This window comes from [Clostridium] aerotolerans DSM 5434 (assembly GCF_000687555.1).
Taxonomy (GTDB): Bacteria; Bacillota; Clostridia; order Lachnospirales; family Lachnospiraceae; genus Lacrimispora; species Lacrimispora aerotolerans.
Window position 1 is genome coordinate 112,324 of record NZ_JHWJ01000006.1, and the last position, 26,045, is coordinate 138,368.

Annotated in this window: 27 protein-coding genes; 23 read left to right on the forward strand and 4 right to left on the reverse strand. The window is 40.9% G+C overall.

The annotated features are described in order from the left end of the window. Positions 1-7: 7 nt before the first annotated feature. From T546_RS0110470 to T546_RS0110515, 10 genes are all read left to right on the forward strand, one after another. Complete coding sequence (locus tag T546_RS0110470; RefSeq protein WP_026891568.1) at positions 8-670, forward strand: ABC transporter permease; 663 nt, start codon at positions 8-10, stop codon at positions 668-670. Next, the gene (locus tag T546_RS23325; RefSeq protein WP_051629748.1) at positions 654-1,322 is read left to right on the forward strand and encodes an ATP-binding cassette domain-containing protein; all 669 of its coding nucleotides are present in this window, start codon (positions 654-656) and stop codon (positions 1,320-1,322) included. The genes T546_RS0110470 and T546_RS23325 overlap by 17 nt, the downstream gene beginning before the upstream one ends. Next, positions 1,310-2,539, forward strand: coding sequence for a molybdopterin molybdotransferase MoeA (locus tag T546_RS0110480; protein WP_026891569.1), 1,230 nt, complete (start codon positions 1,310-1,312; stop codon positions 2,537-2,539). The genes T546_RS23325 and T546_RS0110480 overlap by 13 nt, the downstream gene beginning before the upstream one ends. A 28-nt stretch (positions 2,540-2,567) precedes the next feature. After that, a complete protein-coding gene (locus T546_RS0110485) occupies positions 2,568-4,478 on the forward strand; it encodes a molybdopterin biosynthesis protein (protein WP_026891570.1) in 1,911 nt (636 codons plus the stop codon). A 55-nt stretch (positions 4,479-4,533) separates the two neighbouring features. Beyond that, positions 4,534-5,028, forward strand: a complete 495-nt coding sequence (gene moaC, locus T546_RS0110490; RefSeq protein WP_084326336.1) for a cyclic pyranopterin monophosphate synthase MoaC — start codon at positions 4,534-4,536, stop codon at positions 5,026-5,028. Positions 5,029-5,050: 22 nt separating this feature from the next. Further along, entirely contained in the window at positions 5,051-5,983 is a 933-nt protein-coding gene (locus T546_RS0110495) for an MOSC domain-containing protein (RefSeq protein ID WP_026891572.1), read from the forward strand. 240 nt (positions 5,984-6,223) lie between these two features. Continuing rightward, the gene (locus tag T546_RS0110500) at positions 6,224-6,655 is read left to right on the forward strand and encodes an NUDIX hydrolase (protein WP_026891573.1); all 432 of its coding nucleotides are present in this window, start codon (positions 6,224-6,226) and stop codon (positions 6,653-6,655) included. A gap of 97 nt (positions 6,656-6,752) precedes the next feature. After that, complete coding sequence (locus T546_RS0110505) at positions 6,753-7,601, forward strand: YwqG family protein (RefSeq protein ID WP_026891574.1); 849 nt, start codon at positions 6,753-6,755, stop codon at positions 7,599-7,601. Between the two features lie 35 nt (positions 7,602-7,636). Next, the gene (locus T546_RS0110510; RefSeq protein WP_026891575.1) at positions 7,637-8,089 is read left to right on the forward strand and encodes a metallophosphoesterase family protein; all 453 of its coding nucleotides are present in this window, start codon (positions 7,637-7,639) and stop codon (positions 8,087-8,089) included. Between the two features lie 72 nt (positions 8,090-8,161). Then, a complete protein-coding gene (locus T546_RS0110515) occupies positions 8,162-8,362 on the forward strand; it encodes a YwbE family protein (protein WP_026891576.1) in 201 nt (66 codons plus the stop codon). Positions 8,363-8,395: 33 nt separating this feature from the next. Here the strand turns inward: T546_RS0110515 and T546_RS0110520 are convergent, their stop codons facing one another. Beyond that, entirely contained in the window at positions 8,396-9,280 is an 885-nt protein-coding gene (locus T546_RS0110520) for a LysR family transcriptional regulator (RefSeq protein WP_026891577.1), read from the reverse strand. Positions 9,281-9,446: 166 nt separating this feature from the next. On the opposite strand from T546_RS0110520, the gene T546_RS0110525 reads away from it, so the two are divergent. From T546_RS0110525 to T546_RS0110545, 5 genes are all read left to right on the forward strand, one after another. After that, positions 9,447-9,989, forward strand: coding sequence for a flavodoxin family protein (locus T546_RS0110525; RefSeq protein ID WP_026891578.1), 543 nt, complete (start codon positions 9,447-9,449; stop codon positions 9,987-9,989). A 174-nt stretch (positions 9,990-10,163) separates the two neighbouring features. After that, the gene (locus tag T546_RS0110530; RefSeq protein WP_026891579.1) at positions 10,164-10,946 is read left to right on the forward strand and encodes a TIGR00266 family protein; all 783 of its coding nucleotides are present in this window, start codon (positions 10,164-10,166) and stop codon (positions 10,944-10,946) included. Positions 10,947-11,241: 295 nt separating this feature from the next. After that, a complete protein-coding gene (locus tag T546_RS0110535; RefSeq protein ID WP_026891580.1) occupies positions 11,242-11,715 on the forward strand; it encodes a flavodoxin domain-containing protein in 474 nt (157 codons plus the stop codon). A 78-nt stretch (positions 11,716-11,793) separates the two neighbouring features. Beyond that, a complete protein-coding gene (locus tag T546_RS0110540; RefSeq protein ID WP_026891581.1) occupies positions 11,794-12,243 on the forward strand; it encodes a YaiI/YqxD family protein in 450 nt (149 codons plus the stop codon). 162 nt (positions 12,244-12,405) lie between these two features. Next, a complete protein-coding gene (locus T546_RS0110545; protein ID WP_051629749.1) occupies positions 12,406-14,256 on the forward strand; it encodes a glycoside hydrolase family 3 protein in 1,851 nt (616 codons plus the stop codon). A gap of 86 nt (positions 14,257-14,342) precedes the next feature. On the opposite strand, the gene T546_RS0110550 is transcribed toward T546_RS0110545, so the two are convergent. Beyond that, the gene (locus tag T546_RS0110550) at positions 14,343-14,684 is read right to left on the reverse strand and encodes a winged helix-turn-helix transcriptional regulator (protein WP_026891583.1); all 342 of its coding nucleotides are present in this window, start codon (positions 14,682-14,684) and stop codon (positions 14,343-14,345) included. Between the two features lie 154 nt (positions 14,685-14,838). On the opposite strand from T546_RS0110550, the gene T546_RS0110555 reads away from it, so the two are divergent. The 6 genes from T546_RS0110555 (at position 14,839) to T546_RS0110580 (ending at position 18,372) form a co-directional block, all read left to right on the forward strand. Continuing rightward, complete coding sequence (locus T546_RS0110555; protein WP_026891584.1) at positions 14,839-15,165, forward strand: cupin domain-containing protein; 327 nt, start codon at positions 14,839-14,841, stop codon at positions 15,163-15,165. Between the two features lie 44 nt (positions 15,166-15,209). Then, positions 15,210-15,590, forward strand: a complete 381-nt coding sequence (locus T546_RS0110560; RefSeq protein WP_024836581.1) for a VOC family protein — start codon at positions 15,210-15,212, stop codon at positions 15,588-15,590. A gap of 6 nt (positions 15,591-15,596) precedes the next feature. Continuing rightward, positions 15,597-16,007 (forward strand): iron chaperone, encoded by a 411-nt coding sequence (locus T546_RS0110565; RefSeq protein WP_026891585.1) that lies wholly within the window; start codon positions 15,597-15,599, stop codon positions 16,005-16,007. Between the two features lie 228 nt (positions 16,008-16,235). Continuing rightward, complete coding sequence (locus T546_RS0110570) at positions 16,236-17,174, forward strand: phosphotriesterase family protein (protein WP_026891586.1); 939 nt, start codon at positions 16,236-16,238, stop codon at positions 17,172-17,174. Between the two features lie 33 nt (positions 17,175-17,207). Further along, positions 17,208-17,747, forward strand: coding sequence for a GNAT family N-acetyltransferase (locus tag T546_RS0110575; RefSeq protein ID WP_026891587.1), 540 nt, complete (start codon positions 17,208-17,210; stop codon positions 17,745-17,747). A 28-nt stretch (positions 17,748-17,775) separates the two neighbouring features. Beyond that, positions 17,776-18,372: a hypothetical protein gene (locus tag T546_RS0110580; RefSeq protein WP_026891588.1), complete on the forward strand. Its 597-nt coding sequence runs from the start codon at positions 17,776-17,778 to the stop codon at positions 18,370-18,372. A 77-nt stretch (positions 18,373-18,449) separates the two neighbouring features. Here T546_RS0110580 and T546_RS0110585 read toward each other — a convergent pair whose 3' ends face one another. Beyond that, positions 18,450-19,052, reverse strand: a complete 603-nt coding sequence (locus T546_RS0110585; RefSeq protein WP_026891589.1) for a lysozyme — start codon at positions 19,050-19,052, stop codon at positions 18,450-18,452. A gap of 312 nt (positions 19,053-19,364) precedes the next feature. Here T546_RS0110585 and T546_RS0110595 point away from each other — a divergent pair, with 312 nt between their 5' ends. Then, on the forward strand, positions 19,365-24,206 hold the full coding sequence (locus T546_RS0110595) for a leucine-rich repeat protein (protein WP_166429814.1): 4,842 nt from the start codon (positions 19,365-19,367) through the stop codon (positions 24,204-24,206). Between the two features lie 179 nt (positions 24,207-24,385). Continuing rightward, positions 24,386-25,336, forward strand: coding sequence for a helix-turn-helix transcriptional regulator (locus T546_RS0110600; RefSeq protein WP_026891591.1), 951 nt, complete (start codon positions 24,386-24,388; stop codon positions 25,334-25,336). A gap of 3 nt (positions 25,337-25,339) precedes the next feature. Here the strand turns inward: T546_RS0110600 and T546_RS0110605 are convergent, their stop codons facing one another. Further along, on the reverse strand, positions 25,340-25,996 hold the full coding sequence (locus tag T546_RS0110605) for a flavodoxin family protein (RefSeq protein ID WP_026891592.1): 657 nt from the start codon (positions 25,994-25,996) through the stop codon (positions 25,340-25,342). Positions 25,997-26,045 lie beyond the last annotated feature (49 nt).

Consider the following 26,045-nt stretch of genomic DNA (forward strand, 5'->3'; position numbering starts at 1 on the left):
GATGAATGTGACTCTTAATCGGGAAACCATGGATATCATATGGCTGACTATGAGGCTGGGGCTTGTTTCCACTTTTCTTTCTGCGCTTATTGGGATTCCCCTGGGTCTTTTATTAGAAAGCAGAGATTTTTATGGGAAGAGAGTTATTTTAAGGATCAACCGGACGCTTATGGGATTTCCGCCAGTGGTGGTGGGCCTGATTGTCTACCTGCTATTCATGCGCAGAGGGCCTTTTGGGGAGCTTTCCTTGTTGTTTTCTTTCCCTGCTATGGTCATTGCTCAGTTATTCATTATTACTCCCATTGTCAGCGGAATGGTTTGTACAGCAGCAAAGAATGTAGCATCGGAGATCCGTACATTTGCCATCAGCATGAATGCCAGCCGGAGTCAGACCTTTTTTCTGCTGATAAAGGAAATGAAGCACGATATCTATTTTACAATGGCAGCCAGCTTTGGGCGGTCTATTAGTGAAGTAGGTGCCGTTATGATCGTGGGAGGCAACATTCAGTATAAAACTAGAACCATGACCACTGCAATTTCCTTGATGAGGAACAAGGGGGATTACAGTGAGGCAATTACCCTTGGAGTGGTTCTTTTGCTTCTTTCATTTTGCATACAGACACTAATGGATACGTTAAAAAGGTACGAAAACAATGGTGAAAATTATTGAACTGGAAAAAAGAATTGAAAGTTTTCAACTGGATATTAAGAGCCTGCTGTTTCAGGAAAAAAAGATACATGGGCTAATTGGCAGTAACGGAAGTGGAAAGTCCACGTTGATAAAGCTCATCACCGGACTGATGAGACCGGATCAGGGAACGATTGATCTTGGCAGCCTAAGGAGTAAGGACATTACCTTTACCACCCAAAGACCCTATATGCTTCATGATACGGTTTATCATAACCTGATCTACCCTTTAAAAATAAGAAATCAGATTCCTGCAAAGGAAGTGATAGGAAAATGGCTTGATCTGTGCGGCCTTACAGGAAAAGAAGAGCAGTTTGCTCCCAGCCTTTCCAGTGGAGAACGCCAGAAGCTTTCCTTTGCCAGAGCACTCATATTTAAACCGAAACTGGTTTTTATCGATGAGACCATGGCAAACATGGACCCTGAGAGCATCCGAACGTTTGAGCGCATTATTACAGACATTCAAACAGAAGATCCTATCACCTGGGTGATTGTAAGCCACCAGCCCACTCATATCTACAATCTATGCCAGGAAGTTCATATGATGGAAGCCGGAAAGCTCCTCTTTTCGGGAACACCAAAGGAGACTGGATACTTTATTAAGGAAAGGCATGAAAAGCAATGGAGTTATTAAAGGTCCATACCTTAGAAGGTGCGAGAGAAAAACTGGTAGATGTCATGGAGGGGAAAGAACCTAAGATTCTTCGGCTCGAACTCTTAAAATCGCTGGATCACATACTGGCTCAGGATATCATGGCAGGAGAGCCAGTTCCAGCTTATTGCCGTTCCATGGTTGACGGATACGCTGTAATGTCAGGAGATACCGGGGGAGCCTCGGAGGGGCTTCCCGTACTGCTTAAGCTGGCTGGAGAGGTATCCATGGGCTTTTCGCCTGATTTTATTGTAAAAGCGGGAACCTGCGGATATGTGCCCACAGGAGGCATGATTCCTGAGGGAGCCGATGCCGTGGTCATGGAGGAATACTGTGAACTGTTCGATGAACATCACCTGGCAGTCTATGATGCCGTGGCTCATGGTAAAAATGTAGTCGCACAGGGAGAGGATATCCGTCATGGTGAGGTGGTCATAAAAAAGGGAACCAGAATCCGTCCCCAGGAGATTGGAGTTATGGCCAGTCTTGGAGTTTTAGAGGTGATGGTATATGAGCCCTGGACCATAACCATTATCTCCACCGGAGACGAACTGGTACACCCATCGCGTCAGCCGTTACCTGGAGAAATCAGAGATATTAATTCCTACGCCCTCAGTGCCAAGGCGGAAGCTTACGGTCTTAAGGTGCTAAATGTTATGGTACTTAAAGACGAAAAGGAACCTTTAAAAGAAAAGGTGCTGCAATCCATGAAGACCAGTGATCTTGTCATGATATCTGGTGGCAGCTCCAAAGGGAAAAAAGATGCCACCAGCCAGATTATTGATGAAGTGACAGGGGGGAATTCTCTCATTCATGGATTGGCTTTAAAGCCGGGAAAGCCCTCCATCTTTGGATTTGACCCGTTAACTGGTACTTTGGTCGTTGGCCTGCCGGGTCATCCGGTGGCTGCCATACTGGTATTTGAACTCATGGTCGCTTGGCTTTATAAACATATGACCAATCAAAAAGGAGCTCATTCCCTTTTTGCCCGTATGACCACCAACCTGGCCGGAGCACCGGGCAGGGCCACCTGTCAGCTGGTAAGGCTTATAAAGAAGGAAGAGGAGTATTATGCAGAGCCTGTGCACGGAAAATCCGGCCTTATCAGTACTTTAACAAGAGCAGACGGCTATTTTATAATGGGACAAAATCAGGAAGGAATAAAAAAAGAGCAGCGGGTGGAAGTATTTTATCTATGACAGGAATCCCCATGGAAAGGCAGAGATTATGGGTAAAAGGAATTTATACTTAAACAATACTCCGGTAGAAGAAGCTCGTATCATTTATGAGAATGCCTTGAAAAACCGGATCAAGATGGATTACGAAGAAATTCCAACGGAAGCAAGCTTAGGTCGAATAACGAAAGAAGCTGTTTTTGCATTATGTTCTTCCCCTCTGTTTAACGCAGCCGCCATGGATGGAATTGCTGTAATCGCCGAAAGGACAAAGGGAGCATCCGACCGGGAACCATTGGAACTGAAAAAACACGAGGATTTTATTATCGTGGATACCGGTGATCCTGTTAAATATCCATACGATGCTGTAATTATGGCAGAAGATGTGATAGAGATGGAGGACGGCTCCATAAAAATCTTGGAAGCAGCAACACCCTGGCAGCATATCAGGCCTGTGGGAGAGGATATTGTTGTCGGAGAAATGCTTTTAGCCAGTATGCATAAAATCCGCCCCATTGACATCGGGGTTCTTTTTTCCGGAGGAATTACAAACGTCAAAGTGGTAAAACAACCAAAGGTAGCCATTTTCCCTACGGGCACGGAGATCATCGAACCTGGAGAAGTGCCAAAAGATGGAGATATCATAGAATCCAATTCCAGAATGTTTGAAGCGATGGTAGACTCTTACGGTGGAATTGCAGAGCGTTTTTCTCCCATTGAAGATGATTACGATAAGATTAAAAATGCGGTGTCCGGCGCCCTGGATTACTGCGATATGGTCATTGTAAACGCTGGCTCCAGCGCAGGAACAGAAGATTATACGGTTCATGTTTTAAGGGAGCTTGGGGAAGTCTTGGTACACGGAGTTGCCATAAAGCCAGGAAAGCCAGTCATACTTGCCGTAATAAAGAATAAGCCAGTCATTGGACTTCCCGGCTATCCGGTATCCGCCTACATTGGATTTGAAACTTTTGTAAAGCCAATTTTATCCATGTTTACGGGAGAACACGGATATGATAGCAACAAGGTAAATGCCGTACTCTCAAAGCGTCTCGTCTCTTCCTTAAAGCACAAGGAATACGTGAGAGTAAAGGTCGGAGAGGTGGATGGAAGATTGGTGGCATCCCCCCTTTCCAGAGGTGCCGGTGCGGCTATGAGTCTTGTACGTGCAGATGGTTTTTGTGTGATCGATCAGAACTGCGAAGGCATAGAAGCAGGAGAAGCCGTAAATGTAGAGCTTTACAGAAGCTTATCAGAGATCAGACATACCCTGGTTTCCATTGGGAGCCATGATCTTATTCTTGATATCATTGGAGATTTGATGTCGATTCACAATCCGGGAATCTATATGTCCAGCACTCATGTAGGGAGCATGGGAGGTCTTATGGCCTTAAGGCGGGGAGAGGCACATATGGTTCCGGTTCATCTCCTCGATGAGGAATCCGGAGTATATAACATCCCTTATTTAATCCGGTTATTCAAAGAACCAATGGCACTTATAAAAGGAGTCAAACGGATTCAGGGCCTGATGATCCAAAAGGGCAATCCACGTATGATAAAAGGAATAGAAGATCTGGCTGATTGCCGTTATGTAAATAGGCAAAGAGGAGCGGGGACCCGTGTGCTTTTTGATTACAAGCTAAAGCTTTCAGGCATGGATGCTTCTCTGATCTCTGGTTACGACAGAGAAGCATCGACCCATATGGCAGCAGCGGCCCTGGTGGCCAGCAACAGCGCGGACGCTGCCCTGGGAATATATGCGGCTGCAAGTGCCATGGATTTGGAGTTTCTTCCCATTGGAGAAGAAGAGTATGATTTTGCAGTGCCGGTCAAATATTTAGACCTTCCTGAAATGCAGTCCTTTCTTCAAGTATTAAAATCAAAAGAGCTTCACCGTCGTATGGATGAGATCGGCGGGTATCAATATGATATGGCAGGTGAAATAATTTTCCTTCATCAATGAAATAAGCAGCCAGATGCACAAAGGAAGCAGTGTACAAGAAAGGAAGTCAGAGAACATGGAGATAGAGACTGGTTTTACACATTTTGACACCAATGGAAACGCCGTCATGGTAGATGTGACAGATAAAAAAGAAACCGTCAGGGAAGCAGTAGCAAAAGGAAGAATCAAGATCAGCAAAGCCATCTATGAAGCAATTAGGAATAAAAACATAGAAAAAGGTGATGTGCTTGGAATCGCCAGAGTGGCTGGAATCATGGGAGCCAAAAAGACCCCGGACCTGATTCCCCTGTGTCACACCCTCCCAATCACCAAAGCGTCAGTGGATTTTAATATGGATTCCCATAGCTATGAGATTGAAGCAGTCTGTACCATAAAGACAACTGGAAAAACCGGTGTTGAAATGGAAGCACTTACTGGTGTGAGTGTTGCTCTTTTGACCATTTACGATATGTGTAAGGCAATGGATAAAGGGATGATGATAAAGGATATCTATCTGGAGCAGAAATCAGGCGGAAAAAGTGGGGATTTCTTAGCAGACAGAAACAGATAAATAACAGGGATCGGTGAGAGATATGGGAATTGTAAAGGCAGTATGTATCAGTGAGAATCGGGGAACCCAAAAGGTAAATGTGAAAACAGCTGAGTTTGCCATGAACTATGGGATTATAGGAGACGCTCATGGGGGGAGCTGGCATCGTCAGGTAAGTCTTCTGTCTCATGAAAAGATTGAGGCATTTAAAAGAGAGGGCGCGGATGTTCTCCCCGGTGCTTTTGGAGAAAATCTGATTGTGGAAGGCTTTGATTTCAGTTCCATTCCAATAGGCACCAGATTTCAGTGCAAGGATGTAATCTTGCAGTTGACACAGCATGGCAAACAATGCCATTCCCACTGTCAGATCTATTACAAAATGGGGAAATGTATCATGCCCACAGAGGGAACGTTTGCAGAAGTTATAAAGGGCGGGACAATTTCTGTGGGAGATGAGGTGATTCAGCTTAAGGATCGGGATGAGAGATTGACAGCTGCCGTTATAACCCTCAGTGATTCTGGTTTTGCAGGAAAACGGGAAGACAGGAGCGGAGTGCTGTTAAAAGAGCTGTTAGAAGAAAACGGCTACCGTATAGTGGAATCCTTGCTGCTTCCCGATGAACAAAGCCAGATTGAGGAAGAGCTGATCAGACTTTCTGATCAAAGAGAGGTGAATCTAATCGTGACAACCGGCGGAACCGGATTTTCTCCAAGAGACTGTACACCAGAGGCAACTCTCGCGGTAGCCACCAGAAATGCTCCCGGAATTGCAGAGGCCATGAGACTATACAGCATGGCAATTACAAAGCGAGCCATGCTCAGCCGCGGAGTCAGTGTAATTCGGGGAAAGACATTAATCGTAAATCTTCCCGGAAGCCCTAAAGCGGTAAAAGAAAGCATGGAATGTATTGCAGATCAGTTACCCCATGGATTAAATGTATTATTAGGAAGGGTATCCAATTGCGCAAGGCCATGAAGCTGGTTTGGTAGTTTCTCAATATATGAAACACCAATAATAAATTTAAATGAGATGAATAAAGTTAATGCAGAGAGCCTTGTAAAGCAAAGCTCTCTGTTTTTAAATATGGTGATTTCCTTTTGCTTTTCAGCAATTATGGAATGTTGTGATAAATTATGTTAGAATAATGGGTAGCATGATAGATAATACCATGCCAGCCTTAAAAAATAGACAGATATACGAAAGACAGATGATAACATGGAAACATATAACTGTATCGTTGTATTTAATAAAACGAAAGATAAAATACTATTTTGTAAAAGAGTTAAAGACCCATACAAAGGACGATATAACTTTGTAGGCGGTAAAGTTGAAGCAGGGGAAAGCAGTGCTCATGCTGCATACCGGGAATTGGAAGAGGAAACTGGGATATCAAGGTGCCATATTACATTACACAGGTTGATGGACATAACATACTATTATCAGGATCTTATATTGGAGTTTTTCGTAGGGCAGCTAAGAGACGATATAACATTGGTACAAGAAATCAATCCCTTAGAGTGGTTTCCTCTGACAGAAAACTTTGCCGATGAGGACAGATTTGCTGGTGAGCAGAACATAGGCCATATTGTAAATATAGCGTTGAAGTATCCGTTGTCTCAGGTCTCCCCAAAAGCCGATGATAGATGACAACGGTCTTATGATGCGTATGGACATACTCGCAGACATAAGAATAGAAACAGGAGAAGTTTTATTCACTAACATACAACTACAAAGGAAGAGGTGCATGATGATGAACTATAACGATATTAAGCCAATCATAGAAGAACTGAAAGTAAGGACTAAAAAGGAAGCATTTTCTATTAAAATCTGTAAAGATAAGGTGCCGGATTTGCGGGACAGTAAGTTGGGCGGGATTCCCTATTGGGATATAGAAAAAGAATATCCCGTTGACTCCCAGGGAAAGAAGCTCATGATGTTAGCTCAGATAAATCTGGAACAATATGATTTTGGACAACGGCTGCCTGGTAAAGGCATGCTGCAGTTTTTTACTGGACTTGATGATGTTTTTGGTCTGGATTTTGATGAGCAGGACAAACAGGATACGTTTCGAGTGATATATCATGAAACAATAAATGATACCATAGCAAAAGAAGCTGTTATGAGCCTTGGAGCTCCAACGAATCTGGAAGAGATATTAGAGGAATACACACCGGTCACCAAGGAGTATGCCTTAGAGTTTTCAAAAAAAGAAGTATACTTAGGGGAATGTGATTACCGGTTTGAACCTTTATTCCGTGAGATTGCGAAAGAAATAGGGATTGACCTCCAGGAAGAAGAAAACCTTTATGATTTAATGGATGATGAAGTATATGAGCAAATGATTGAGGAACTTTCAAGTACAGGTCACTGGCTGTTAGGCTATCCATTCTTCACACAGACCGATCCCAGACAGTACAATGAGAAATACAGCTATTACGATACCGTGCTGTTTCAATTGGATTCAGATTATGACAAAGAATATGGCGATCTGGTGCTATGGGGAGATTGCGGCGTAGGCAATTTCTTCATCAACAGTGAAGATTTAAAGAATCGAAACTTTGACAAGATTCTTTATAATTGGGATTGTTGTTAAGTAAACAGATAAAAGTAATTTAGAAAGAGGCATCTATGAAACACATTGCAATCTTATCGGATACTCATGGTTTGCTGCGAGAGGAAGTCAGGGTTCATTTGGCAGCCGCTGATTGTATCATTCATGCCGGTGATATAGATAATTCCCTCATCTATTATGAGATGGAGCGGCTGGGGGAAATCTATGCAGTCCGTGGAAATAACGATAAGAATTGGGCAGAAAATCTGCCTGAAAGCATTACAGTCACCATAGAAGGCGTGTGCTTTTTTATCGTTCATAATAAAAAGGATGTCCCTGAGGATCTGTCAAATATAGATGTGGTGATTTATGGACATTCTCATAAGTATTCCCAGGAAATGATTGATGGGGTGCTGTTCTTAAACCCAGGAAGCTGCGGAAAACGGCGTTTTGATTTGGAGCTTACCATGTGCTGCATGACAGTGAACGCGGGGCAATATGAGTTTGAAAAGATAAGTATTCCCTACTAAACGATGATGTTTGGATATTATAGAAGTATATGAAAAATCAGACTTAAATGACAGAATGAAAGGAACAATAAAATGGATGGAACAGTGAGAAAAGAGATTAAAATCGGTGACCGGGTCATGGTCGTGCAAAAGCAGGACCAGAGAACCGGAAAACTGACCGAAGGTGTGGTACAGAGAATATTAACCAATTCCCCCAATCACCCAAGAGGCATTAAGGTGATGTTAGAAGGGGGAATTGTAGGCAGAGTACAAGGCGGAATAGATACTAAGTAAAGAAGTTGTTTTCCGTGGTTTGGTTAGTCAGTATTACCATGTCACATTCCTGCATATTTCTAAAAATGCTTCCAGAGAGGGAGAGAGCCATTTATCTCTGTGATGAACCACCTGAACGTATAGCTCTAACTCTTTCCCTTTCCAGTCAAGCATGGAAAGCTTACCTGATTCCAGTTCCTGCCAAACGGCATATAACGGTAAGACTGCAACTCCAAAGCCAAGTATGGCAAACTGCTTTAAATCAGAGATACTTGCTGTTTCCAGCATAATTCTATAAGATTCATTTGCTTCTTCCATGACGGCCTGAAAAATATTCTTCCAGCAGCTGCTGTGGGATACCAAAAGCATGGGCTGGTCTGACACGTCATGGGGAAGTATATGTTTCACGTCTAATAAAGGGTGATTTGGGGAAACAAAGAAGCCCAAAGTTTCTTCCTCGCAGATTTTAACCGTAAGCTCTGGAACATTCCAGAGTTTGTCCAATAAGACTGCCACATCAATCTGGTTTTCGTTCAGCCACAATTCCAATTCATCTGTGGAACCGATTTTAATATGAAATTCTACCTCCGGAAACTGTTTGCGGTATTCTTCTAACAGCTTTGGTAATTTTACAGAGCAAACCGATTCATTTACCCCAATGGTCAGTATTCCATGTGGAGACGTTGAATGAGAGAGTGAGCCTTTTGCTTTTTCCCATGAAAAAAGCAGCTGTCTTGCGTCAGTCAGAAAATGTTCTCCTTCCGGAGTAAGAGAAACCTTTTTACCCAATCGGTCAAATAATCTTACACCCAATTCTTTCTCCAGAAGCTGAATTTGGGAGGTAATTGTTGATTGGGCATATCCAAGCTGTTCCGCCGCCTTTGTGAAGTTATGAAGGGAAGCTACCGTTACAAATGCTTTCAGTAAACGTACGTCCATGCTCTTAATCCTTTCATCGAATATATTGATAATAATAATAGAAACAATCAATTTTACTGATTATAAAAATCATGTTAGTATGATACCACAGTTGGAGGGTAAAATGCAACGCTGCTTTCATTGTTGTAATTACAGCATCTGATATTAAAAAAATGGAGAATTGATCATGGCAAAACAGATTGTTTTACTGAATGGGAGCCCAAGAAAAAACGGGAATACAGAACTTTTAGCCAATGCATTTATAAAGGGAGCTAAGGATAGTGGCAATACTGTAACCAGCTTTCATGTAGGAAGAATGAAAATCGGTGGCTGTATGGATTGTAAATATTGCCATTCTCATCCTGGGGAATGTGTGCAAAAAGATGACATGCAAGAAATTTACAATGCTTTATACCGTGCGGATATGCTGGTGTTTGCAAGTCCTGTTTATTGGTTTGGAATGACAGCTCATATAAAATCAGCCATTGACAGAATGTATGCAGCGTCCTACAAGGAAATGCCCATCACATCTACCGCACTGCTGGCTGTTTATGAAGATACAAATACCGACACAATAAAACCAACCATCAGTCAATATAAATCTATGATACAATACTTAGGGTGGAAGGACTGTGGAATTATTACTCAATCAGAGGTTTTGAATAAGGGAGATATCGAAGGAAAACAGAGTCTAACAGATGCAGAAAATTTGGGAAAGAGCATACAGTAAAGAATACTATTGTCCGATATAGAATATATGATAATCGAGGTTACCATGAAAGCATATCGAGACTTAAGTTCTCATGTGGAATCTATTGATAAAATAGAGTTGCTTTAAAGCCGTATAGTATCCTCATATATCCATAATAATAGTTTAGGAAATGCGAAGGCAGGAGGATTACTTATGAATCACGAAATTGATTATGAGATTATCGGTCACGAGATGCAGGTAGCTGAGATTGAGCTGGACCCAGGAGAGAGTGTAGTCGCAGAAGCTGGTGCCATGATGTATATGGATGAGGGGATTTCCCTGGATACGATCTTCGGTGATGGCTCAGATAGGAGCAGTTCAAACGGGCTGATGGGAAAGCTTATGGGCGCAGGGAAACGTCTTTTGACCGGAGAAAGCCTGTTTATGACACTGTTTACCAATCAGGGCTATGGTAAGCAGAGGGTCGCATTTGCTGCTCCATATCCAGGCAAAATTATCCCCATGGATTTATCTGAATATGGCAATGAGCTGATCTGTCAAAAGGATTGTTTTCTATGCGCCGCCAAAGGCGTTTCCATTGGAATAGAATTAACGAAAAAGCTGGGTGCCGGTTTTTTTGGAGGAGAAGGCTTTATTTTGCAAAAGCTGGAAGGCGATGGTATGGCTTTCGTTCATTCTGGCGGCACCGTGATACAGCGTCAGTTAGGTCCAAGAGAAAGACTTCGGATCGATACTGGCTGCCTGGTGGCCTTTACAAAGGATGTCACCTACGATATCCAGATGGTAAAAGGCGTGAGATCAGCTTTGTTTGGCGGAGAAGGATTGTTTTATGCAGTGCTTTCTGGCCCTGGAACCGTATGGATTCAGTCTCTGCCATTTAATCGGCTGGCAGCTCGTGTTGTCCAGTCAATGCCTTCCCAAGGGGAGGAAAGTTCTCTTGGCGGAAGCATTGGGAATTTCTTAAGCGGACGATAAGTAATATGTATATGATTCTTTTATGGTTCGGTACAGTTTTTTTCTGTACCGGACTTTTTATGCGGTCGTCTAATAAGCTTAAGTTTTTTAATAATTCTGTTAAATAATGGAAAATTGATGCTTGCTGATGAGGTACACACATGTTAAAATGAGAATGAAAATTTTATTTTTATTCTCATTTACAAGTTTATCAACCATACAATTCATAAAAACTCACATCATGACGAAGTAATCTAAGTTATAAATCCTACAGTAAGAAACCAAAGGCGAATATTAAATATGGGAGGTTTTAATTATGAGTACATTAATTGCATATGCAAGCAAATACGGATTTACAAAAACGTGTGCCGAGCATCTGGCTAAAAAGCTTGGTGATCAGGTGGAACTTTGTGATTTAGGCAGCAATCAGCCGGATCTTAAAAAATATGATAAGGTCATCATCGGTGGTTCTATTTATGCGGGGAAAATCAGAAAGCCAGTCACTCGTTTTTGTTCAGAGAATTTAAAAGATCTCGCAGAGAAAAAGTTAGGGCTTTTTATCTGTGGAATGGCAAAAGAGGAAGATGCCAAGAAACAGCTTGAGGCTTCCTTTCCAAGGGAGCTGTTGTCTGCTGCTGCTGCTGCAAAGGAATCATTGGGCGGGGAATGCAATTATGATAAGATGAATTTCCTGGAGAAATTTATCATGAAAAAGATAACCGGCTCAAGTCAAAGCCAGACGCATATAGCGGAAGACAACATAACACGTTTTGCCAGTCAGATGAAGTAAATCAGTGACATAATTGCAGAATTCATTCCTGTTTAGGCGGAACAGTTTCATTTTTGTAGACATGAGGAGGAAGAGGGAATGAAAATATATGTGGATGCAGATGCCTGTCCGGTGGTCAGCATTGTTGAAAGAGCAGCAAGGGATCATAAGATAGAAGTTTGTCTTCTGTGTGATACCAATCATGTATTGCAGTCTGACTATAGTGAGATAAAGATCATCGGAGCAGGAGCGGATGCCGTGGACTTTGCACTGATAAGCCTTTGCAGGGCTGGTGATATTGTGGTGACACAGGATTATGGCGTGGCGGCAATGGCACTTGGAAAGAAGGCTTATGCCATCCATCAGTCTGGAAGATGGTTTACCAATGATAATATCGACCAGCTTTTAATGGAACGGCATGTGGCAAAAGCCGCAAGAAGAGCAAAATCGAAACATCATATAAGCGGTCCAAGAAAAAGAACTCAGGAAGACGATAAGCATTTTGAGGAATCTTTTCGAAAGCTAATCACCTATGCAGAGGAATCATAAGGCGCCATCAAACTAGCTTTAGGATCTCAACATATAATTGTATATCATTGCTGAAAGGGATAATATATTTGAAATAATATAACATTATTACAGCTGTTCCACATTTTAAGGGGTAATGGTTTTTGGTTTCTGAAACATATTATAATGAGGGGGAAATTAGGGATGAAACGTAGGTTCATTGGGGTATTTTTGATGTTGTCACTTATTCTGTCGGGGTGTGCCGGGAAGCAGGTCAATTCTGGGGAAACGACGATAGAGAGCACAGCTGTTGTATCAGATAACAAGGAAAACAGTACTTCCGTAGACGATATTCTTGCCAGATTAACCTTAGATCAAAAAGCCGCCCAGATGGTACAGGGGGCGATATATAGTGTATCAGATGAAAGCATGAAGAAGAACTGCTACGGCAGCATCCTTTCTACCTTTGGCGAGAATTCCTTTAATGCCACCGAATGGAAGAATCTGATTCTTAAATATCAAAAATATGCGGTGGAATCAGAAGCTGGCGTCCCTTACATATATGGAAATGATGCGGTTCACGGGGTCAATACCTGTGAGGGCGCGGTCATTTTCCCTCATAACATTGGAATCGGTGCTGCCAATAATAAAGAATTAACGTACCAGATGGGCCTGGCTGTAGCAGATGAAGCAAAATTGACAGGCATGCTTTGGAGCTTTTCTCCCTGCTTAACCACTGCTATGGATCCAAGATGGGGGCGCACCTATGAAAGCTATTCCTCCGAAACAGGTATTGTAACGGAGCTTGGAACTTCATTTGCCAAGGGGTTAATGGATGGGGGAGTTCTTCCCTGTGCAAAGCATTTTTTTGCAGACGGAAATGTCTTGTACGGAACAGGGGAAACACTGGACGGTGAAAAAAGACTCATCGATCGTGGAGATGCCAAGCTGACAGACGGAGAGATTAAGGAGCTATTAAAGATGTATCAAGCTGCAATTGATGCTGGTGTCAAGACCATCATGATCAGCCACAGCAGTGTAAACGGAGTTAAGATGCATGCCAATGAAACCTATATCTCCATGCTTAAAAATGAAATGAATTTTAAAGGCTTTATCGTAAGCGATTGGGACTCAATCCACAACATACCCGGTGACAATCGAAAGGATCAGACCATTACTGCAATCAATGCCGGGATTGATATGCTGATGGAGGCTGACGAATTCGAGGATTGCCGGCAATACATTGTGGAAGCAGTCAATGAAGGAAAGATATCCAAAGAACGTGTAGATGATGCTGTGAGACGTATCCTGACGGTAAAGAAAGAGATGGGAATCTTAGATGACCCCATGATGGAAAAGGTAACAACAAAGGAGAGCAGTGTAGGTTCTAAAGAATACCGGAATCTGGCGAGAACCCTGGTGGAAGAAAGTCTTGTTTTACTAAAGAACGATAATTCCATACTGCCTATTAAAAAGGGAACCAAGATATTCGTAACGGGGCTTGCAGCCAATGATGTGGGAGTGCAGTGTGGCGGCTGGACCATAACCTGGCTTGGAAATACCGATGCAGGAAACAGAAATCATAAGTGGATACCAGATGGAAAAACCATCCTGGACGGTTTAAATGAGCTGGCGGCAGAATATGATCTGACGATTATCACTGATCCGGAAAAGGCAGGAGAAGCTGATCTTACCTTATTATGTCTTGGAGAAAGGCCCTATGCCGAATGGAAAGGGGACAGTACCAGTATCAGTATTACCAAAGAATCCGGTCTCAGCACCAATGCAGATGCAATCGAGCTGGCTAAAAAATTGAATCACCCCACCGTGGCTTTAATTGTTGCAGGAAGAAATGTAATCATCACAGATTATATGGATCAGTGGGACGGAATTGTTATGTGTTACCTTCCAGGAAGTGAAGGGAATGGCGTAGCAAATGTGCTCACGGGAAAGAGCAGCTTTAAAGGAACTTTACCTATGCCATATTACTCACGGGTCGAAGATATCAGGACAGATAAAGTGTTGTTTCCAGTGGGATTTGGATTAAAATATTAAATGCTTTCTTACATTTGAATTTCGTATAAGTCAAAGGGAATGCTGGTGTTACTTACGACACCGGCATTCCCTTTATGCATGAAAAACTATTCCTCTTTTTGCTTTTTGAGATCAATGAGCTTCATATGCTCTTTTCCCCAAATGTTCATTTCTTCCATTATGGGACTTAAGGATTTTCCAAGCTCCGTAAGGGAATATTCTACCTTTGGCGGTACCTCAGGATACACAGTTCGATGAATGATTCCATCGGCCTCCAGCTGGCGAAGCTGCTGTGTCAGCATCTTTTGGCTGATGCCGTTGATCCCTTTACTTAGTTCAATAAAACGTTGTGTGCCGTTGTTAAATAGATTCCTTAAAATCAGCACCTTCCATTTGTGGCCGATTAAGTTTACAGTATGCTCAATGGGGCATGATTTATCACAAGGCATTTCAATTCACTCCTAAAAAATAATAATTTTACTTACCATATGGTTAGTATAACACAAAAAAGTGCCTTCTTGCAAAAGGTTTGTAACTTTATTATAGTAAGTATACAGAAAGAAATTCACATAAATACGAATAAACTTATAGGAGGTTTTCCAAATGGAAAAAATAAATATTAATGATATTCTGGAATTTGCAGCAGATAGAAGTGCACGTAAGGCTCTTTTTAAAGAGGGGTATTTGGACTCAGGGCTTTTGCTATATACGCCAGGTCAAACCACACCGGATCATAAGCATTCTGACATTGATGAGGTCTTTTATGTAGTTTCTGGTGAAGGTACCATTACCATAGATGATAAAGAGGTACTTGTAAAGGAAAAGGACGTCATTTTCTCACCGAATGGCGAGAAGCATGGATTCTATAATACCAGTTCGGATAACTGGGTCGTACTGCAAATTAAAATTAATACGGGTAAAATGGATTAAATCAAAGAATACTAAACCAGGAAAGATTAAAGGAGGTTAATATTATGTTTACGAGAATAGACCATGTCGCGTTATCTGTAAAGGACAGAGAAAAGTCCATTGACTTTTATGAAAAACATTTTGGATTTAAAAAATATTATGAGCACGATGTTCCAGGAGTATCTGACTTAGAAAAGGTCGTTTACCTACAATTAGGTGATACGGTGTTGGAGTTTGAACACTGGACAAATGGCAAGGAGAATAAGGGATATCATTTCTGCCTCATCAGCGATGATTTTGAAGCTGATTATCAAAGGCTAAAAGAAGCTGGAATACCGGTTATTACGAAGCCACATATTCCAGAGCCCAGAACACCAAAGGAAACAGGCTGGAAACGAGTTGTTTTTCAGGGACCAGACGGGGAAATGATTGAGTTTAGAGGATAAGAAACTATGTGGAAATGTCCAACCTGCGGAAAAGAATTTGAGCATCAAAACGAGAATCATACTTGTGAGGAAATAGAAAAAACAATCGATGCCTATATCAGTGCCCAGGCAGAGGCGGTTCGGCCGTTATTGCATCAGGTTCGCAATGCCATAAGAACGGCTCTGCCAGAAGCCCAGGAACGAATTTCCTGGAGAATGCCAACTTACTGGAGCGGACATAATATCATCCATTTTGCAGCATTTAAAAAGCATATCGGAGTGTATCCCGGAGAACAGGCCATCGTACATTTTGCTGACCGTTTGACAGAATTTAAAACAAGTAAAGGCGCAATACAATTTCCGTATGATAAGCCCCTGCCTCTGACACTGATTGCGGAGATTGCGGCATGGTGTTATGAAAGGGAGACCAGTAAATAAGTTATTTTAGGTGAGGAAAGGAACAGTCAGGCTCTATTGTATTTAGAGCCTGGCTTTTTTCATTGGAGAACTCTCATTGAAACTCTTTTTTTTATGTGGTATGCTTGCCATAGCACGTGAAAATAACAATAAATAGTTAACTTCCCTGACATCCTTATGTCAGAGTTTATTTGTTATGATGAGAGATATCATAAATAAATCTGAAGGAAAGAGCAGGGAGGAAATAAAATGATTTATACAGTTAGAGGGCCAATTCATAAAAGTCAGCTTGGAGTTACATTAGGACACGAACACATGAAGTGGGAAGACGATGAGTCTCATGCAAACACCATGTATTTTGATAAAATTTACAGGGAAGAGGAAATTCTCTCCGACATGAAATATATTTTGCCAATCCTGCTTGAGATAAAAGCAAGAGGTGGAATGAGTGTGGCAGAAGCTTCCCCTCCTATTGGTGGTCAAAATGTCAGGTTATTAAGAATGTTATCCCAGCAGGCGGATATGCACATCATCCCCTGTACCGGCTGGAATATGACAAAAAAGCTTTATGACGTATTTCCCATGCAGTTTGAGGAACAACTGGCTAACCGCTGGATCAAAGACTTTAAGGAAGGCCTGGATACCATAGATGGAGTAGTTATTCGTCCTGGACATATAAAGCTGTTGTTAGATAGAGGAGATTTGTCAAATGCAGATAAAGGGATGCTGGTGGCAGCCGTTAAGGCCAGTAAGGAAACTGGTCTGCCCATACATTGCCATATCATGGAGGCAAAAATGGTTCACCAGGTAATCGATGTCCTGGATGCAGAAGATACAGACTACCATAAATTTCTCTGGGCTCATGCGGATAAAGAGGCGGATAAGGAAACCATAAAGCTGGCGGCAGAAAAAGGTATGTGGTTGGGAATTGACAGTATAAGAAAGGGAACAAGTCCTGAAAAGTATGAATTATTAAAGGATATCATATCACTTAATTATGGACACAAAGTACTGCTTTCCCAGGATTACGATTTTTACTCGGAAGGGAAAGAATCTCTAACAACTCACCCCTGTACGACCATTTTTGATGAATTTATTCCTTATTGTGGGGAACATGGGTTGGATAAGCAGGAAATTATAGGTATGATGACAGATAATCCCGCCAATTTTTACGATGTGAACAATTAGGAATACAATCCGGAATATTAAGGGAGAGCGGACATGATCATTGATAAGACAAAGAATGGAATTGAGGTGAAGCTAAGGCTTCCAGAAGAGACGGATTCCAAAGAAATCATAGAGTTCTATAAGCAGGTTGGCAAAGAAACAACCTATTTAGGTTTTAGTGATGGAGAATATCAGGTAACAGAGGAACAGCAATCAACAAGCATTAAGGAAATCATGGCCTCCCATAACAACCTTATGATACTTGCCATAGTAAATTCAACCATCGTCGGCATAGGAACTATATCTTCAAATAATAAGAGGAAGAAAAGTAAACATGTTGGCGTTCTGGGCATTGTTATAAAGGCAGAGTATTGTAATATTGGAATTGGTTCCATCATGATGGAGTATTTAATTGAGTGGTGTAAAAGTAACAAGGAGACTACCAAAATCAGTCTGACTGTAAGAAAAGATAATCCAGGGGCAATAGCTTTATATGAGAAATTTGGTTTTGAAACAGAAGGTATTCTGAAAGGAGAAACTTACATTGATGGGAGGTATTTTGACTCCGTTGTTATGGCATTCATGATTCCATGATAAAATGAAAGTAAAATGGAGGGAAAATATGAGACGAAAAGTAATGATACTAACATTATTATCTATAATATCTGCCAGTGTGGCCGGATGCAGCAGTGCATCAACGTCAAACAATAAGCCTGGGCTGGAAACTTCAATGGAGGCAAGCATATCATCTGATGTGACAGCGAATACATCAGAACCTATGATAGGAAGCAAAGACCTGGATCCTGAAACAGAGAAATTTTTCTATGGAACCTGGGAGGTAGAAAAATTATTGGGATTTGCAGATTCTTATAATGATGCATCGGAATATCCAACAGGGCAAAAGGTCATAGGTGATCAAATTACCGTTGATAAAGATAACTTTTCATCAAAGGGATTTGAAGCTTATAGCGCGTATCAATTTAAGATTGAAAACCCGGTCTATCAAATCAGAGAAATTCATTATAATACAGATTCTTTTTATCGAGTAGATAAGATTGATTTACCAAGTTTAAATATGAATGACCAGATAAAAGTATTGAGCGTATCTGACCCATCTACCGGCCTTGCTATACCTGTAAGCTTTCTGGAGGTAAATAATGACAGGCTGCTTTTGGTATTAGAAGCAACGGTATTTGAACTTAAAAGAGTTGCTGAGTAGGGAATATAATTAATTGTAAGATATCAAAAGAGGAAAGGTCAGCCAATTGGCTGACCTTTCCTCTACGATCTTGATGATTACAAACTATACACAGGATATTTATGTGTGTATTTCATATCTGTACAAAATAAAGTTGCCTCTTTGTTTCTTCTGGTTTTTAAATTTTTGTCGTAAGAGAATGCTTTGCTCACTAATTTAGAGCAGTTATCACTTTCAGTTGATGAAAGCTTTTTTGTGTAGGTTGGATATATTTTTGGATCTTTTAGCATGGTAACAACATCGTTGGTCTTTAAAACTCCAGAGCCTGCATTAAATGTTAATGAGACGAGAGCGTCAAATTGTTCCTGAGAAAATGAAGAGCCGGAGGGAAGGGTTAGATCATTTACTGCATCAACCGCGCTCTTTGTATCACTGGTGAAAAAAGCATCTGCTTTTGACTGCGTAATTGGAGAAGTATAACCTAAGCCAAGAGACTTTGATAAAGCATCTGCTTCTTTTTGTGTCAGCAGAGAATCTTTAGGATTACCAGTTGTATTTTTGGTATATACCTTACTTTTTGTAATTAAATGTCCCCAACCAACGGTTGGATATCCTTTTGGATCACCATAAAATTTTAAACTAAAGCCTTCAGATTCCTTTATTATATCCGCACCTTTAGTTCCTAATGAGTTAGTCGCCATAATTAATCTCCTTTACATATTTGAATTTTGATATGAGGTTTTGAATGCATTCATTATGTAAAAAGTAATTTATATGAAAAATGTAAACACAGTGGATAAGATTTTGCAGATATTTTAGATGGTATCCATATTTGATTTTATTAACCTGTCTGTTTATTCTTTGTTGATTAACGTGCTGTATAATGTTGCATGTATGTTAAAAGGATACTGGCTGTTATTTACGGCCAAGAAAACCGCCATTTATAAGGAGGAACAGATATGAAAAAAAACAAAACTTCCCAGCGGGTCATGGCAATGACCTTGTCCATTGTCATGGTGCTGGGAACGACGCCATGGAATGTGCTGGGATATCCACTCTCAACAGAAAAAGGCGGAGAGATAATCTCATTTCAACCATTGGAAAAGGATTTAAAAAAACAAACAGTGCCCTTAGGTACCTCAATGGAAGAATTGAATCTACCGGATACATTATGGGCAACAATGCTTGCACCGACAGATAATTGTAATCCTTATCAGCCAGAGGCGGAAACTTTTGAAAATGATGAATCAGAGGAGGAGCTGACAGAAGCAACTCCAAGTTTTGCAAGTAACAAGTATAATGAATTTTTGGAAGAAGAACAGGAGTACGATACTGGACAACCAAAAGAATATGAGGTTTCCATTCCAGTGACCTGGCATTCAGAGCCAGAGTATGATGGCGAGCAGGAGAGGGATTATCTTTTAACGCCAGAGCTTTTGAGTGATTACACATTGGCAGATGGGTTACAGATTCCTGAGATTACTGTGACAGTAGATGGTTCAGTTTTGTCAGGTTCTTTGAATGCAAAGGGGAATAATTTAGCTGGAAAGCAGCCAGAAACTGGTGATGGATGGACTCTCGAGGATGGAGTGCTAACCATTGAAAGTGATGTCTACATGACGGATTGGGCTTATAATGAAGATATAAAACGTGTTGTGATAAAAAGCGGTGTGACTAGAATAGATGACTTTACCTTTTACTATTGTACAAATTTAACAGAAGTTGAAATTGCAGAATCAGTTACAAGTATTGGTAGTCAATCATTCGGCTATTGTACTGCTTTGGAACAAATACAAATGCCTAATTCATTGATTAGCCTTGGCATTGGAGCTTTTGTAGGTTGTACAAAATTAGTTAATGTTCATATACCTGCTTCTGTAACTAGCATGGGCAATCAAGCATTTGCAGAATGTACTGCTCTGAAAGAAGTAACATTTATTGGAGAAACGCCCCCAACATTCATAGATAAGTCTTTATTTTATTCGTGTACAGCGCTGAAACATATCTATGTTCCCACAAAAGATAGTGTAGCAGCATATAAAGCCATGAATAACTTAGCAGAGTATGGAAATTTAATATCAGTTAAAAATGCGCAAACCAGCATTGTAAAGCGTAAAACTGGTCTAAATTTAAATGATTCAAATGTAGACTATCAAGATAAAAATGGTGATGCAGTTACTGGTAATCCTTTGGACAATGATATTGTGGATACCAGTGAAGGCTGGGCATGGTATCGCTATGAAAATGAGGCGCTAGGCTATTCAGCACAAACATTGGTACTTGATGGAATAGATTTAGAAACACTCCAGCAGACTGCTCTTGAGCTTCCTCCTGGAAGCACGATTGTACTCGCTGATAAAAGTGAAAATATAATTAGTACGACGAATGAAGGTTATGCCTATGGTATTGATGTCGTTGGCGATCTTACCATAGTAGGGAACGGGAAACTATTCATTACAGCTGGGAATACTAGCGCTTTAGGAGGTGTGGGTTTATTTGTAACTGGATTATTTTCATTGAAGGGTGGAACTGTATTTAGTAAAGTGTATGGTGCTAATATTTCAGATACAAATCCAGCCTTTTTAAAGAATATGAATTCAGATATAAAAGTATATCAAAACTCGGGGAATGATTACGATCTACCTGTGATGAGAGACAAAGAAACTTATACTCTAACTTATCAAAGCGGAAGTTCCATCATTCGGGCCACTGACGTCATGTTTGTAAATGGTACGATATCAATACCATCGGCCTTTGTAGCTAACAAAACGGTTTCAGGTATAACTGCAACACCCCTTTCAGAGGATAGTACGATAACAATTTCCCTGACAAATGATGTATATTCACAAATAGAGGAAGGAGAAGATGTATCTGACTGGTTTAGCCACTTGCCGATGGGCATTACAGCTAAAGTGAAAAGTCTTTATTCGGAATCTGTTGTGTGCATTATATTTTCTGGGACTCCAGGTGAAGTGTCAGACGATGTTATGGAAATTACGATTCCTGCAGATAAAGTAATGAGCGAAAGTAACCTAACGGTAACTTCTAATGATGAGGCAAAGTTTGATATCGTAAAGGCTGGACTGCGTAAAGAGTCCTTAAATTTACTGGATAGTGAAATAAGATACCGAAATGTCAATGGCAATCTGGTGAGTAAGGATCCTACGAAAGAAAACATTACTGATACCTCCGAAGGCTGGAAATGGTATCGAACAGCCACTGGTTCCTATGGGGATAATACACTGTTACTAAATGGTATAAATCTGGAATCTTACGATGCCATTGCCATTAGTCTTCCTGACAATGCTGTTGTTTTACTGGAGAACACCAGTAAAAACACTGTAAAAAGCATCTATGAAGGATTTGCTGGTAGCTTTGGTATCTTTGGAGAAGGGAATCTGATAATAAGAGGATTTGACGGCACCTTAAATGTGACTGGAGGTTTTTCCACTAATTCTGATTCCCCTAGTGCAGGAATTGGAAGCGTGTCTTCTGTTACCATACAGGGTGGTGTCATAACCACCCAAGGATTCCGTGGCTCTTGGCGAAGCTATGGTATTTATAGCGGTGGCAGTGAACACTCTCAGGGTGTATTTCTTCAGGGCGGTGAAGTAAATGCAATTGGTCAAAATGCAACAAAGCTTAGCTGTGGCATTTATTCAGAGGGAATGGTGTCCTTTTCAGGTGGTACTGTATATGCAAGCTCAGGAGAAGTGAGTAATTCGGATGGAAAATCTCTTGCCGTTTCTTCGGTAAATGGGATAATAGAAAATGGTGTGGCTGCTTTTCAAAAGGTGGAAGATACATATACAAAAAGTGTGTCCATTACTCATAATGATGGGTCATTTTATAGTTATATTTTTGACGATGCCAGACAGGCCACTGATATTAGGGTATTAAAATCCCAATTTCCTGTTAACAATGCAGGAGGCACAGCGACAGTTGTTTATCTTGGAGAAGACATTGATCTTACATCAATCGATGGACTGTTTACGTTAGATAACAATGCGGGCTCTCCCACATATACAGTGGAAAAAGGCGGTACAGGAGAAGGGAGTATTACAGGAACCCGACTTACAGTTACAAAAACAGGAACTATTTATATAGGACTTGTAACTTCAGAAACAAATACACATCAGTCAGGGCAAGAGGTCACCGGTGTATTAACCGTGAACAAAGGAGTACAATCAGCACCAAAAGGCTTGAATAAAAGTGACGTGACTGCCATTGGAAGTAATGACGGTAAAATCACTGGTCTTTTAACGAGTCAAACATATGAGTATAAAAAAGATGGTGGGTCTTATGTAACAGTCAATTCCAACGAATTGGGAGAGATTACAGGACTTTTTGCAGGCACCTATGTACTGCGCCTTAAAGGCAATGATCTCTACGATGCTGGTGAGGATTCAGAAGCTATCATAATTAATCTTCCAGCACCAAATAAAAGCTCTGGAGGAAGCAAGGGAGGAAGTTCTTCCAACACCTCAACCAAACCAACTGCACCTGTTACCGGAGCAGCAGAAAATAAAGCTGCCATAGATAATAAGGGAAATGCAAGCACAACGGTGACGGATAAAAATATTACAGATGCCATTGTTAATGCCAATGCAGAAGCTTTAAGGAGAGGAGTAAACGCAGGAGAGATAACTGTGGCAATCCGTGTTTCCACGGATGGAACAGCTGCTAAGGCAGTTACTATAAATCTCCCTAAGAGTACACAGCAGCAGATTTTAAATAATAAAATTTCTGGTGTAGAGCTAACGATTGAAAGACCTGATATTGTAATTGGAATGAACCATACAGCAATTGAGGAAATCTACCGTCAGGCCAATCGTGATGTGCAGATTATGGCATCTAAAATAGACAGCTCAAGTCTTGGAAAAGCAGCAAAGGATGCCATTGGTGACCGCCCGGCATTTGATTTCAAAGCCAGCTATGAGAGTGGAACGGGAAATGTGACAGATTTTGGAAACGGTGCAGTTTATGTAAGTATCCCATATACTCCCCAAAGCAACGAAATGGTTGGACACTTATATGCCGTTTATGTAGACAGCAAGGGAAATGTTAGCCGTGTTCCTGGATCTGCCTATGATGTTAATACGAAAAGTATCATTTTTACCACCAATCATTTCTCCGTATATGGAATCAGCTATGAAGATCCAGCTGCTATGATAACGGACACCTCACTTCATTGGGCGAAAGATTCCATTGATTATGTGGTAGGAAGAGAACTTCTGGAGGGAACTTCAGCAACTACCTTTGATCCGGATAAGACGGTAACAAAGGGAGCCGTGATAACAGCTCTTGGAAGGCTTGCAGGATTAGATGCATCTATATCTGCTATAGAATGGGCAAAGAATAAAGGAATCATTCCGTCAAATGAAAGAGAGCAGTTTTCACCGGACAGTACTGTTACCCGTGAAGAAATGGCAGTTCTGTTAGCAAATTATGCCAAAGCCACAGGTTATAGCCTGCCACTGAGTCGAGAAGCAGTAGCTTATTCCGATGCTTTTAACATTAGCACCTCTTATAAAGACTCTGTAAAAGCCATGCAGCAGGCTGGCATTATAATGGGTGAAGCTAGCAATCAATTCAACCCGAAAGGGAATGCCACCCGTGCTCAGGTTTCTTCTATGCTGCATCGTTATGTAAAATTGACCATTCATTCGAATACCGCAAGGGGATGGGCTATAAACGATGCTGGACAAAGCATGTATTATAAGGACGGTATCGCGGTGTCCGGAAAATGGTTTGCAATGGAAGGAAAATATTATTATTTCAATGCCGATGGTTCCTTAGCAAAGAACACTAAAATAGACGGCTACGAGGTTGATCAGGACGGCGTGAGAAAATAGAATCATAAGAAGTTGCAAGGGGCCTGCTGAATAAATCAGTGGGCTCTTTGTTATTAGATGTTTTACTTAATACTATTTTTTCTTTAAATATGATATGATGAGATCAGATACTGTAGATGCTTTACCTTCGATTCTGTTAGGATCGTTTGAACACCAGAATGAAGTGAGAATAATATCATATGAAGAAAACAGAGAGACAAAATGGAATTGTACATTTACTAAGAGCCCGGAAAAAAATGACGGCTAATGAGCTGGCTGATTATTTTGAAGTGAGTGAGCGGACGATTTACAGAGACATTGATGCCCTTAGCCAGCTGCGTGTTCCAATCATATCCCATGAGGGTTTGGGAGGCGGTTATGAAATAGATTCTTCTTATTTCTTTCCCAGCATTAAGCTTAGTGAGAGGGAAATTTTAATGCTGCTAATGGTGTTAAAAGCAGGGGAAGAACTTCGTGTGCCCAACATGACAACCGATTATAATTTACTAAGCGGTAAGCTGATTAATGTTCTGTCAGAAGAAGAAAAGAAACAAGCCTTAGAGGTCATCTCCCGCATTGAGTTTGACTTAATTCGAATTATGCCTAAAGGTTATGTGGAGGATGTATTAGAACCTATTTTGGAGGCGTTTTGGAAATCCTGTGATTTGCAAATAAGCTATTATCATCCTGAAAGGAATACAACAGAGCACCGTCAGTTTTCTCCTACCAAGCTGTTGTTTGGAGAAGGAGGATGGTATTTGAATGGTTACTGCCATTTAAGGCAGGAAAAGCGAACCTTCAGACTTGACCGAATTGTATCGATCACGTGCCTGAAGGAAGAGAATCGCTATAGGAACAGTCAACTGCCTGCACCTCAAAAAGATAAGTTTAAGTTGGATACCTATGAGCTGATTCTTGACCCTGCTCTTTACCGGATTATTAAAGAAGACTTTTATCTTCAGGATGCTGAGATCAAATCTTCAAAGGACAGTCTGCATCTGATCGTCCGGACGGAACACAAAGATGAAATAAGTAAATTAGTATTATGCCATCCGGAACAGGTAACGCTCTTAAAGCCAGATTATTTTGTGGAAGAGATTAAAGTATTAGTCCAAAAAATATATGAGAAATATTTTTTACAGCTCCTATAAGTTTTAAATAGTATCTGACTGTTCGGTAAATCGCTGCCCCATGTGAAAAGCCATTTCGCAGTCCTTTGGAAACTGAGCTTCTCTAACCTTTGCTTTTTCATTTTTATCGAAAACGGTAACCACGTATTTATCATAATCAGTAAACTGGTAAGTATCAAAGGAAAATAAAGATTCACAATGGCCAAAGGCAATTTCCATGAAGTTTTCATTACAGCTTAAGGTGGTACGTAAACCCGCTTTCTCCATTCGCTCAGCAGTCACATTCATGGTATATATAAATCCAGTCTTTATATTTCGCCCAAATAATGATCTGTAGTTTTCCGTATATGCGATATAAGGGAAGGCCAACCGCTCTAAAAAGGAATGCATTTCCCCTGTGATATCGTAAAGGTAAATGGGGGAACCCATGATAATGGCATCAGCCTGCTTGATTTTCTCTAGTACAGGCGTTAAGTCATCTTTATACGCACATGACCCGTAGCTTTTTCCACCCCTCAGTTTACAGGCAAAACAGCTGGTACAGCCTTTATAGTTTAAATCATACAGATTTATCAGCTCTGTTTCAGCCCCGTTTGATTGTGCGCCCTCCAAAGCTTTTTTTAGGAGAGTGGCTGTATTAAAATTTTTTCTGGGACTTCCATTGATTCCTATTATCTTCATAATTTAAATTCCTCCTTGATTTTTATAGCTAAATTATATATCCTTTTAT

What these genes read in the sequence shown, in the direction of transcription:
- T546_RS0110485 (WP_026891570.1), top strand. Translation starts at nt 2,568, where the DNA reads ATGGGTAAAAGGAATTTATACTTAAACAATACTCCGGTAGAAGAAGCT.
- moaC (WP_084326336.1), top strand. Translation starts at nt 4,534, where the DNA reads ATGGAGATAGAGACTGGTTTTACACATTTTGACACCAATGGAAACGCC.
- T546_RS0110560 (WP_024836581.1), top strand. Translation starts at nt 15,210, where the DNA reads ATGTTTACGAGAATAGACCATGTCGCGTTATCTGTAAAGGACAGAGAA.
- T546_RS0110555 (WP_026891584.1), top strand. Translation starts at nt 14,839, where the DNA reads ATGGAAAAAATAAATATTAATGATATTCTGGAATTTGCAGCAGATAGA.
- T546_RS0110585 (WP_026891589.1), bottom strand. Translation starts at nt 19,052, where the DNA reads ATGGCGACTAACTCATTAGGAACTAAAGGTGCGGATATAATAAAGGAA.
- T546_RS0110575 (WP_026891587.1), top strand. Translation starts at nt 17,208, where the DNA reads ATGATCATTGATAAGACAAAGAATGGAATTGAGGTGAAGCTAAGGCTT.
- T546_RS0110515 (WP_026891576.1), top strand. Translation starts at nt 8,162, where the DNA reads ATGGATGGAACAGTGAGAAAAGAGATTAAAATCGGTGACCGGGTCATG.
- T546_RS0110495 (WP_026891572.1), top strand. Translation starts at nt 5,051, where the DNA reads ATGGGAATTGTAAAGGCAGTATGTATCAGTGAGAATCGGGGAACCCAA.
- T546_RS0110600 (WP_026891591.1), top strand. Translation starts at nt 24,386, where the DNA reads ATGAAGAAAACAGAGAGACAAAATGGAATTGTACATTTACTAAGAGCC.
- T546_RS0110510 (WP_026891575.1), top strand. Translation starts at nt 7,637, where the DNA reads ATGAAACACATTGCAATCTTATCGGATACTCATGGTTTGCTGCGAGAG.
- T546_RS0110500 (WP_026891573.1), top strand. Translation starts at nt 6,224, where the DNA reads ATGGAAACATATAACTGTATCGTTGTATTTAATAAAACGAAAGATAAA.
- T546_RS0110505 (WP_026891574.1), top strand. Translation starts at nt 6,753, where the DNA reads ATGATGATGAACTATAACGATATTAAGCCAATCATAGAAGAACTGAAA.
- T546_RS0110595 (WP_166429814.1), top strand. Translation starts at nt 19,365, where the DNA reads ATGGTGCTGGGAACGACGCCATGGAATGTGCTGGGATATCCACTCTCA.
- T546_RS0110570 (WP_026891586.1), top strand. Translation starts at nt 16,236, where the DNA reads ATGATTTATACAGTTAGAGGGCCAATTCATAAAAGTCAGCTTGGAGTT.
- T546_RS0110565 (WP_026891585.1), top strand. Translation starts at nt 15,597, where the DNA reads ATGTGGAAATGTCCAACCTGCGGAAAAGAATTTGAGCATCAAAACGAG.
- T546_RS0110540 (WP_026891581.1), top strand. Translation starts at nt 11,794, where the DNA reads ATGAAAATATATGTGGATGCAGATGCCTGTCCGGTGGTCAGCATTGTT.
- T546_RS0110480 (WP_026891569.1), top strand. Translation starts at nt 1,310, where the DNA reads ATGGAGTTATTAAAGGTCCATACCTTAGAAGGTGCGAGAGAAAAACTG.
- T546_RS0110535 (WP_026891580.1), top strand. Translation starts at nt 11,242, where the DNA reads ATGAGTACATTAATTGCATATGCAAGCAAATACGGATTTACAAAAACG.
- T546_RS23325 (WP_051629748.1), top strand. Translation starts at nt 654, where the DNA reads ATGGTGAAAATTATTGAACTGGAAAAAAGAATTGAAAGTTTTCAACTG.
- T546_RS0110520 (WP_026891577.1), bottom strand. Translation starts at nt 9,280, where the DNA reads ATGGACGTACGTTTACTGAAAGCATTTGTAACGGTAGCTTCCCTTCAT.
- T546_RS0110605 (WP_026891592.1), bottom strand. Translation starts at nt 25,996, where the DNA reads ATGAAGATAATAGGAATCAATGGAAGTCCCAGAAAAAATTTTAATACA.
- T546_RS0110545 (WP_051629749.1), top strand. Translation starts at nt 12,406, where the DNA reads ATGAAACGTAGGTTCATTGGGGTATTTTTGATGTTGTCACTTATTCTG.
- T546_RS0110580 (WP_026891588.1), top strand. Translation starts at nt 17,776, where the DNA reads ATGAGACGAAAAGTAATGATACTAACATTATTATCTATAATATCTGCC.
- T546_RS0110550 (WP_026891583.1), bottom strand. Translation starts at nt 14,684, where the DNA reads ATGCCTTGTGATAAATCATGCCCCATTGAGCATACTGTAAACTTAATC.
- T546_RS0110525 (WP_026891578.1), top strand. Translation starts at nt 9,447, where the DNA reads ATGGCAAAACAGATTGTTTTACTGAATGGGAGCCCAAGAAAAAACGGG.
- T546_RS0110530 (WP_026891579.1), top strand. Translation starts at nt 10,164, where the DNA reads ATGAATCACGAAATTGATTATGAGATTATCGGTCACGAGATGCAGGTA.